Here is an 8,843-nt window from a genome sequence, read left to right as displayed (position 1 = left end):
TTCTCACATTTTTACACACTAATTGAGACTTGACCCGGCGGGTTCTTCCGGAAGAGAATTAATAGGTAAAATCTAAATGTAAATACTATGAAACAACGAATAAAACTATTGATGGCAGTGTTATTGGTATTGGCAACGCAAATTGTTAGTGCCCAGGAATATAACCACCAATTAGAGAATATTGCAGAAAATGGGGTTGAGTTTTCTCTTTCTCGGAGTGGAATATCTGTTGAAGGATATGAAGGGAATGAAGTTATAATCGAAAATAAAGACTATGAAGCCCCGCCTGAACGAGCAAAAGGATTGCGTCCTCTCTATGGCGGTGGAAAAGATAATACAGGAATTGGTCTTTCGATAGAAGAGGAAAATGGGATCTTAAAAGTAGCCCAAGTATCGTCTTCTGGTGGTGACTTTGTGGTGAGGGTACCCAATAAGGTGCGAATAATGATTGAAGAGGTGAACTGGGGTGGTGGAGATACCCAAGTTAAAAATCATGATGGTGAGATAGAGATTAAATCAAAAACCGGTGATATAAAACTAGTAGATATTACGGGGCCGGTTATAGTAAGCAGTACTACTGGTGACGCGGATATCATTTTTACCCGTGTTTCCAATGCCAATCCTACCTCTATTTCGCTGGTTGGCGGTTATATTGATGTTACTATGCCCGAGGCTACAAAGGCTGATTTAGAAATGAAGACATTATCCGGTGAAATCTATACCAATATGGATTTATCATTAAAAGATAGCAAGGAAAAGGGTATGAATTTGATGGGCGGCGGTACGGTTGAGGGAACACTTAATGGTGGGGGCGTTGATATGACACTTAAGACGATAAGTGGTGAAATATATCTTCGAAAAGAAGGATCTTAGGAGGTATTGATATGAAGAAAGTATTACTCATTACTGTACTTTTATTAGGAGCGTCTTCCCTGCTTTGGGGGCAACAACGCCTGGTAGAAAGGTCATTTACTGTTAGCCAAGATCAAAAAGTTCAGTTTGATCTCAAGTTGGGGAGATTATCTCGGTTTCATCCTGGGATCGCGATGAGATCACGTTTAAAGCGATCATAGATATAAATGGTGGCAAGCTCAATGACGCCTTGGAACTGGATTTTGATCACCAAAGTGGCAGGTTAAGCATTTCATCTGAGTATAACGAGGATAAAGTGAGGTCGGGGCGACGAGAGGATTGTCCCGATAGCTACTCGCAATATAGCGGAAGCAGTAATGATGATAGCTACGTTGTATGCAGTAATATTCGTTATGAGCTTAGGGTGCCAAGGGATATTGCGCTCGATGTGGAATCTATAAGCAGTGATATTAAACTCGTGGGACTTACGGGGCCGATTCGTGCAAAATCGACCAGCGGTTATGTAGACTTGAGTTGGCCTGCAAAAAAGGAAGCTGATATTTCAATTAAAACCGTTTCTGGCGAAGCATTTACCGACTTGAATAACTTGCGGTTTGAAAATAAGCGAAAGAAGATACCGCTTGTTGGTTATAAGCTACGGGGCCAAATTGGAGGAGGCGGAGCCGAAGTATCTCTTGAATCGGTAAGTGGCAATATCTTTCTGCGAAAAGAAAAGACGTAAGTAATGATATTTAAAAGGACACGGGATTAGCCGTGTCCTTTTAGTTTTGAAGAGGTCAATCTTTTTATTCTTCAGTATCCTCATTGTCATTTCCCTGAGACGGTAATTGGACTCCCGACATATCTTTAAAGACCTCCAGCATCTCCATAGGTAATGGAAGGAATGCAAAAGTCGCATTTTCTTCGCTGATATCGGTCATTGTCTGCAGGAATCGAAGCTGCAGGGCCATCGGTGCTTCTTTCATCATGGTGGCGGCCTGAACGAGGCGTTCTGCAGCCTGGAATTCCCCTTCGGCATTAATCACTTTTGCTCGTCGCTCTCGTTCGGTTTCTGCCTGACGTGCCATTGCTCGTTTCATATTTTCGGGTAGCACCACGTCACGGACTTCCACCGATACCACCTTAATGCCCCAGGGGTCGGTTTGCCGGTCAATAATTTCTTGAATGTTCTTGTTTACTTTGTCGCGTTCTGCCAATAGTTCATCCAGCTCTACTTGTCCTACGATGCTACGCAAAGTAGTTTGAGCCAGCATAGAAGTCGCATGTATATACTTTTCAACCTGTATTACGGCATCTTCGGCATCTATCACCCGGAAAAACGTAATGGCATCTACATGTACCGTTACATTGTCTTTGGTGATCACTTCTTGCCGATCTACGTTGATGGTAAGCACTCGCAGATCAACACGCTCAATTTTATCGATAAAGGGAATAAGGACGATAAGGCCGGGTCCTTTTGTTTTTTGAAATTTACCAAGTCGAAAAACAACGGCGCGTTCGTATTCCCGCAGGATTTTAAACATCTGGGGTAATAGAATAGCCAGTAAAACAGCTATCGTAATAATCCAGGTTATTGTATCAAAAAATGAGCTACTGTCTTCCATAAGAGCCTCGTGATTTGGTGAAGTTTTATAATTTTAACAGCCGGTGTATCAAGAAGATTCAGCTACCGATTTCACTTTCATGGTAAGTCCTTCGATTGACACTATTTCACATTCTTCTCCTTCTTCAATGACTTGGTCGCTCACAGCATTCCAGTATTCCCCCTTTATAAATACACGGCCGCTGTGGTCATTGATCTGTTCAATAACCTGGGCCCGCCGGCCAATCATAGATTCTTTGCCTGTTTGGTTGGTAGAAAACTGGGCCCGGATTCCTTCGGTTACGATCCAGACAAAAAACAGGGTGGTTAGTATGGTGGCGGGAACAAGCCATGCCCAGGAAAGCTCCATAGATTGGGGCAGGTCCTGGAAAAGCATAAGAGCACCCAGGAAAAAAGATACGGCTCCGCCCGCTATAAGGATGCCAAAAGTAGGGGTAAAAGCTTCTGCAATAAATAAGACAATGGCCAGCCCGATAAGAGCAAAGCCCGCAATGTTGATAGGCATGGCCGCCGATGCGTAAAGTACCAGGATCAGAGCAATAACTCCGGCTACGCCTGGGACAATGGCACCGGGATTGGTAACCTCTCCTATAATACCGTAAATAGCTATCATCGTTAGAATGAGCATAACCTCAGGACGCATGATGAAGCCAAGGAGCTTTTCGGACATGTTTGTTGGCACTTCATCAATAGTGGCCTTGCGGGTATTCAGGGTATCCCCGTTTATAACATGTCCGTCGATAGTATGGAGCAGCTCCTCACGGCTTGTTGCAATAAGGTCAATAACATCGATTTCAAGGGCCTTCTCAGCAGTAATGGATTCGCCGTCCCGGACGGCCGATCGAGCCCATTCGGCATTGCGGTTACGCCTGTTGGCGATACTTTCAATAAAACTTTCTGAGTAGTTAAAAATCTTTTTCTGCATCACCGAATCACTTTGCCCGCCGCCCATCTGTACAGGTGAGGCCGCCCCAATGGTAGTCGTAGGAGCCATGGCAGCAATATGGGCAGCCATTGTTATAAAGGTTCCGGCACTTGCGGCTCTGCCTCCCTCGGGGGCTACATATACAACAATGGGCAGATCGTCAGAATCCAGAAAGGTTTGTACAATATTTTTTGTGGATTCCAGTAACCCGCCGGGTGTATCAAGTTGAATGATCAGGCATTCTGATCTCTCCTCTTTGGCTATTCGTATGCCCCGGTTAATATAATTTGTTGTTGTCGGTGATATAGAGCCATCGATAGAGATCATGGTTACCCGGGGGGTCCCATCTGGTTGGCGTGCAGAAGTGGTGTCTTGGGGAACAGTTGCACTTCCGACCAACATAGGCAATAGCATTATGCATAGTAGATGTCTCATATTTACAAGGTTATGAAAAACCCTCTTTGAAACAACAGCTATTACCAAAATATTTGAAAAATAAATGATGACCCCCTGCTTAATGGGTTGCTGGTCTGGGATAGGTCTGCTATATTAAGCCAATTAAAGTTTAACTAACCAATTAGTTTTTAGATGTCAGAGCAAGAAATGGATACACGCACGGAGATTATAGAAGCGGCGCGGGCAGAATTTTTCACCCACGGATATGAGGGCGCTCGTCTTCAAAAGATTGCTGATCAAATTGGCGTGACTAAGGCAATGATACATTATTATTTCAATACCAAGAAAGAGCTCTTTGAACGCGTTTTCACCCAGTCCATTCGTGATATTTTCGGAGGATTAGGTGATGTGTTAGACCAGGATTTGCCGCTCTTTAAAAAGATTGAAGAGCTTGTCGAGGCCTGCCTGCAGCAAGCGAAGGCTTATCCAGAGGTATTGACTTTTGTTGTAACAGAAAGCAGCCGTAAACCGGAATGGTTGCAGCCCATTTTTGACGAGCAAGTACAGCTTGAGCTTGGGGATTTTGAAGATGAGCTTGAAGAAGCAGCTTCGAACTATCAAATTGCATCGGTAGATGCCCATCACTTACTGTTAAATATATTTTCACTCTGTTATTATCCGGTTCTTTCAGATACTATTAACCGCTCGCTTTTGAAGGAAAGTATGCATTCTGATAATGGCAAAGCTAATATCGACCGAAAAGGAATAGTATTAGATACTATCCTCAACTGGCTTACGGCCTAATAGTAGATTTTAGCCCTGTCAAAATAAACGGTTAATTTATAATAACTTCATAGGTAGAGATTCCTTCCTCTTTTCCCAAAGGCTTAATAAATAGTTCGTGAGGATTGTCTTCATTGAAGTATAGTTTTACTACCTGTTGTTCTAAATGCTTATCGGCGGGGCCTGAAAGAGTGAGTCTAAAAGGTTCTGAGCGCACACCTTCTACTGCCTCAAGTCCTTTGGATTCTAAGGTAGTTACCTTTTTGAGGGTTAGGTTGAGGTCGTCTCCTTCTTTAGTTTTAGCTTTAACTTCTTTGTTTTCAAAAGGACTAAAATCAGTAGGTTTCATGGGACTTACTGTTTTTATGAGTTTATAGAGTTGGTTACACTATACAGGTCGTATCTTTATAAATTGCAGCTAGTTCTCTTCTTTAATATTTGTTCCTCGTAATTTTTTGTATCCGTAGGCCCCACCGGCAAGTAACATCCAAATTATGCCGCCGTCAATGGGAGTTTGGGGCGGATCTCCCGGCAATCCGGGTTGAGCCAAGGCAGATCCTGCAAAAAGAAGTATAACAATGAAAAAAACAATAAGGATTGTAGACTTCATGGTGTTGGTATTTTTAGGGATAAATTTATTTAACTAATGTCATTTTCTTAGTAATTACGCGGGTTGCCGTTTCTAACCGGTAAAAGTATATGCCGCTGGAGGCTCCTTCTGCATTCCAGGTTGCATCGTATTTACCTGCTGGCTTTGTTTCATTAATAAGCGTTGCAATCTTACGACCTGTTATATCAAAAACCTCAAGAGACACCTTGGATTGGTGTGGTACAGAATACTCAATATTAGTAGCAGGGTTAAAGGGGTTTGGATAATTTTGGTTGAGCTCAAATTCAGTTGGTGTCTTACCGGGATTTTCTCCCCCATTTGGTTGCTCTTTGCTCATTACAAGTTCGAATCGGGCATCTTCACCACGCTGGGTAGAAGAGGCTATTGGAGCGGCAGATTTTCCTTTTCGTTTCGCTACTTTGCTTTGGCTGGATTGATAGTAAAAGCTGTATTTGTTACGATCGCTTAAGTTGAACGTAATGTCCTCTTTAAGGTCGCGCAATGTAAAATGCCACCCAACGGGCAGGTTTTCTTTTTTCCAGCGTAAGGTAAATTGACCGTCCTCAGAACTTTGTACGTAAAGTGGATATGAGGACTCCTCTTCAAGTTTATCCGGGAGGTGGTTGAACTTAATATTTTGATCCCCAACCCGGCTGTACAGCATAAGGTGTTTGGTACCCGGCAGAGCCCATAGCTGATAGGCATCAGAAGGATCTATCTTTTTCTTGCCGTTATGGGTAAAGACAAAGCCGCCCTTTCCTTCAAGGTTATTTTGGCCAGACAGGGTGAATGACAGCTGTTTTTTGGTAGTAATTTTAGAGGAAAGATCAGTACTGCGAGCACTGTTATCCAGACTCATATTACCTGATGTGCCCGATGTTTGCACGCGTACAAAGAAAGCTTTAAAAGGACCAACGCTGTTAGTACCATCATTGGCCAGTGTTTGGTAGCTGCCATTTTCATACGTATAGACGTTGGTATTGGCAGAGCCATCCACGGCCTGCAGAGCTGTAATAATATCATTGACTGCTATATGAGTCCCGAAGGGATTTCCGACCAAATTCCAGCCCTCGTCGCCAGTTGTGCCGTCGGATTGCTGGTCGGTATTGGAAACTGGAATTGAAACCGGGGTTGAATGTATGGAACCACTTGTCGAAAGTGTCTTGGGCCAGTCGCCCTGGGTGCCTCCGGTTTCATAATCATCATCAGCAAATATATAAATGGCATGGCCTGTACCGGCAGAAGGGGTAGTGGCAAGGTTTCCCGTAAATGCGCTGAAGGCAGCAGACGATTCATCAAAAGTAAAGATGTTGGCACTGCCGGAAGGAGTATCAGAATTTGTAGCACCCTGGGTCCAAATATTTGACAAAAGATCAGTCAGGTTGGATTGGAACGGATTGCTGATAAAGTGCCAGGCATCTACCCCGGAACTGCCACTAAGGGTTACTTCATTGGCGTCTATTGTGATATTCATTGTGTAGGTCGATGCGGAGAAATCCGTTCCGTCACTCACCTTAAATGTAAATGAAGCTGCTTGATATCCGGTAGTATTTGAGGGAGGAATATATCGGAGATGACCATTTTGCAGATCGTTCAGACTAATATCATCACCGGAAGAAACGTCTTCCCCATCGTTAGTATCGTTGTCATTGGCATCCAGGTACAAGGTGCCGTTACCGGGTAGCGTAGTGATATCTACGGCGCTTAATGCATCGCTCCCATCGCTGTCAGAGAAGGGGAAGTCGGTGTCACTGAAGGTGAATTCTGTGTCGGTTACCATAAATACATCGTTGTTCGAGCTTGTAGGTGATGAATTATCACCTGTTCCCTTGATATCAAAGTTATAGGGGTTTTCGTCAGAATCGTCGTTATCAATTGACACAGTAGCAGTTCGTGTTCCTTTGGCAGAGGGATCAAACTCCACATCAAATGTTGTACTTCCACTGGCCGAAACAGGTGATGATGGTTGGCTGGTGACGGTAAAATCTCCGGCATTGGTTCCTGAAAGGGCAACCTTCGGGCTCCCCCCAAGTGTTAAATTGGCACTCCCGGTGTTTTTGATTGTAAATGTGCGACTAATTGTGTTTGACCCGGCTGCAACCACCGAACCGAAATCGGTGTGATCGCCTGTAGTTGGGGAGCTGTCTCCGTCGGAGATTTCAGTGTTGTTTCCTTCGACCGACATCTCGGGTGCGGCTACGGTCTTGGTCAGGGATAAGTTGTCGTAAGCTACATCTGTATAAGTTCCACCTCCAGCTTCATCAGTAGCTGTAAGCTTGACTCTGATGGTTCGGGTGTTTGTCGGAACGGTGCGATTATCAGTAAACTGAGTCCAGCTGGTTACCGTCTGGTTTCCTGTATCAAATGTTTCTATTGCCGAACTAGAACTATTCAAAAACTCTACAGTAATTTTCCCCTGATCGGTTCCATTGGTAATAATATAGCCGGAAAAAGAGGTCGTTACATTCCCATTATCTATATCTGAGGCATCTCCGGAAACATCTATTTCCTGTGTTAGGATATGCTGACTACCATAGTCAACCGGAAGAAAATAATTGCTGCCTTCCTGTGGAATGAAAACAGAAAAATTGTCAGCACCCCATTGGTAACTCACCTCTACCCAGTCCTGTGGTGTTCCGCCCGAGTCTGATACTTTATTAGCTTCGGCCCCGCCGTTAGACAATATCTCTGTTTGTGAAAAAGCGATTCCCGGGAGTATCAAAAGTATGGTAACAACAAATAACAGTTTATAAACAGTCGACTTACTCATAGCCTAAAGAGTGTTAGGTTCTCAAAGAATAGAATGGCCGGAAAGCCTACAGGGATTCCGGCCCATTGTTTTAGTCACGTGGAGGATAGGTCCCATTGAGGCAGATAATATAATGCATACCCTGGTAGGGTTGCCGGATGGGCACCGGCTGACCGTTGCCGGTATTGCCTATATTAACGTCCACAGACCCTGAAATAGAATCCGCATTAAGCGTTGCCCCTCCTTTGCTATCGGTATAGGTAAGTATCGGTACTGTTGTACTTCGATCCTTTTGATATACGCTGGCCGACAGGTAGTTGCCATCGGGGCTTTTAGTATTACCGTCGTTGCTGTTAGCAGATATACTCAGGTTTGTGGTACTTGTGGCCGTGTGAGAATGGCTGGGCAGGTTAGGAATGCCCAGGGTAAGGGTTTCTCGGCCTCCCTTTTGTCCCACTTGAACTGTTTGCAGGCCCGGGCCGTTACCGGCACCAACAGGAGTTCGCCCGCGAAGATCGGGCAGTTGAAAATTGGTTGTGCCATTGCCACCGTAGCTGGTTCCGAGGATAGAATATAGTGCTTGGTGTTGTGAAATAGGTAGTAGCTTTCCGTCACAAAAAGCCCAATTTTGGGGAGCATAATTTCCTGCGAAAAGCTTTACTTCTGCAATCATCCCTTCTAAAGCCATAAAAATCTCTTGTTAATTTATCTTGATAGTATTTTAATTTACTCTCTCTATTACTAAAAATAGAGATGTAATTGGAAACGCCTACGTTTTCAATTGTTATATAACTTAATAGTATTGTTATATAAACTGCAAATTTTTCCCAAGAGTAGAAGTGTCTAAAGAGGCTCCAATAGTTTAATTGAAATCTGAGTTCAAGTAGTAAATGCAACATGAAAG

General features: G+C 43.9%; 10 protein-coding genes. 4 read left to right on the top strand and 6 right to left on the bottom strand.

What is annotated here, in order from left to right:
• Positions 1-87: 87 nt before the first annotated feature.
• The 3 genes from G3569_RS17785 to G3569_RS17780 are packed head-to-tail and all read left to right on the top strand — an operon-like array spanning position 88 to position 1,594.
• Positions 88-873, top strand: coding sequence for a DUF4097 family beta strand repeat-containing protein (locus G3569_RS17785; RefSeq protein WP_165271438.1), 786 nt, complete (start codon positions 88-90; stop codon positions 871-873).
• 11 nt (positions 874-884) lie between these two features.
• Positions 885-1,073, top strand: a complete 189-nt coding sequence (locus G3569_RS18485) for a hypothetical protein (RefSeq protein ID WP_205720277.1) — start codon at positions 885-887, stop codon at positions 1,071-1,073.
• A gap of 29 nt (positions 1,074-1,102) precedes the next feature.
• Positions 1,103-1,594, top strand: coding sequence for a DUF4097 family beta strand repeat-containing protein (locus G3569_RS17780; protein ID WP_165271437.1), 492 nt, complete (start codon positions 1,103-1,105; stop codon positions 1,592-1,594).
• 64 nt (positions 1,595-1,658) lie between these two features.
• Here G3569_RS17780 and G3569_RS17775 read toward each other — a convergent pair whose 3' ends face one another.
• Both G3569_RS17775 and G3569_RS17770 read right to left on the bottom strand, forming a co-directional pair.
• On the bottom strand, positions 1,659-2,477 hold the full coding sequence (locus G3569_RS17775; protein WP_165271436.1) for a slipin family protein: 819 nt from the start codon (positions 2,475-2,477) through the stop codon (positions 1,659-1,661).
• Positions 2,478-2,525: 48 nt separating this feature from the next.
• Positions 2,526-3,836, bottom strand: coding sequence for an NfeD family protein (locus G3569_RS17770; RefSeq protein WP_165271435.1), 1,311 nt, complete (start codon positions 3,834-3,836; stop codon positions 2,526-2,528).
• Between the two features lie 153 nt (positions 3,837-3,989).
• On the opposite strand from G3569_RS17770, the gene G3569_RS17765 reads away from it, so the two are divergent.
• Complete coding sequence (locus G3569_RS17765; protein WP_165271434.1) at positions 3,990-4,601, top strand: TetR/AcrR family transcriptional regulator; 612 nt, start codon at positions 3,990-3,992, stop codon at positions 4,599-4,601.
• A 31-nt stretch (positions 4,602-4,632) separates the two neighbouring features.
• Here the strand turns inward: G3569_RS17765 and G3569_RS17760 are convergent, their stop codons facing one another.
• The 4 genes from G3569_RS17760 to G3569_RS17745 all read right to left on the bottom strand — a co-directional run bounded on the left by G3569_RS17760 (position 4,633) and on the right by G3569_RS17745 (position 8,627).
• Positions 4,633-4,929: a DUF6916 family protein gene (locus G3569_RS17760; protein WP_165271433.1), complete on the bottom strand. Its 297-nt coding sequence runs from the start codon at positions 4,927-4,929 to the stop codon at positions 4,633-4,635.
• Between the two features lie 69 nt (positions 4,930-4,998).
• Positions 4,999-5,190: a PID-CTERM protein-sorting domain-containing protein gene (locus tag G3569_RS17755; RefSeq protein WP_165271432.1), complete on the bottom strand. Its 192-nt coding sequence runs from the start codon at positions 5,188-5,190 to the stop codon at positions 4,999-5,001.
• Between the two features lie 25 nt (positions 5,191-5,215).
• The gene (locus tag G3569_RS17750; protein WP_165271431.1) at positions 5,216-7,960 is read right to left on the bottom strand and encodes a choice-of-anchor D domain-containing protein; all 2,745 of its coding nucleotides are present in this window, start codon (positions 7,958-7,960) and stop codon (positions 5,216-5,218) included.
• A 70-nt stretch (positions 7,961-8,030) separates the two neighbouring features.
• Positions 8,031-8,627, bottom strand: coding sequence for a phage tail protein (locus G3569_RS17745; RefSeq protein WP_165271430.1), 597 nt, complete (start codon positions 8,625-8,627; stop codon positions 8,031-8,033).
• Positions 8,628-8,843: the final 216 nt, after the last annotated feature.

This window comes from Fodinibius halophilus (assembly GCF_011059105.1).
GTDB classification, from domain to species: Bacteria; Bacteroidota; Rhodothermia; order Balneolales; family Balneolaceae; genus Fodinibius; species Fodinibius halophilus.
This window is presented reverse-complemented; position numbering and strand designations above follow the sequence as displayed.

Excerpts from the sequence above, each read along its gene's own strand:
- G3569_RS17785 (WP_165271438.1), top strand. The coding sequence starts at position 88 with ATGAAACAACGAATAAAACTATTGATGGCAGTGTTATTGGTATTGGCA.
- G3569_RS18485 (WP_205720277.1), top strand. The coding sequence starts at position 885 with ATGAAGAAAGTATTACTCATTACTGTACTTTTATTAGGAGCGTCTTCC.
- G3569_RS17775 (WP_165271436.1), bottom strand. The coding sequence starts at position 2,477 with ATGGAAGACAGTAGCTCATTTTTTGATACAATAACCTGGATTATTACG.
- G3569_RS17770 (WP_165271435.1), bottom strand. The coding sequence starts at position 3,836 with ATGAGACATCTACTATGCATAATGCTATTGCCTATGTTGGTCGGAAGT.
- G3569_RS17765 (WP_165271434.1), top strand. The coding sequence starts at position 3,990 with ATGTCAGAGCAAGAAATGGATACACGCACGGAGATTATAGAAGCGGCG.
- G3569_RS17760 (WP_165271433.1), bottom strand. The coding sequence starts at position 4,929 with ATGAAACCTACTGATTTTAGTCCTTTTGAAAACAAAGAAGTTAAAGCT.
- G3569_RS17755 (WP_165271432.1), bottom strand. The coding sequence starts at position 5,190 with ATGAAGTCTACAATCCTTATTGTTTTTTTCATTGTTATACTTCTTTTT.
- G3569_RS17750 (WP_165271431.1), bottom strand. The coding sequence starts at position 7,960 with ATGAGTAAGTCGACTGTTTATAAACTGTTATTTGTTGTTACCATACTT.
- G3569_RS17745 (WP_165271430.1), bottom strand. The coding sequence starts at position 8,627 with ATGGCTTTAGAAGGGATGATTGCAGAAGTAAAGCTTTTCGCAGGAAAT.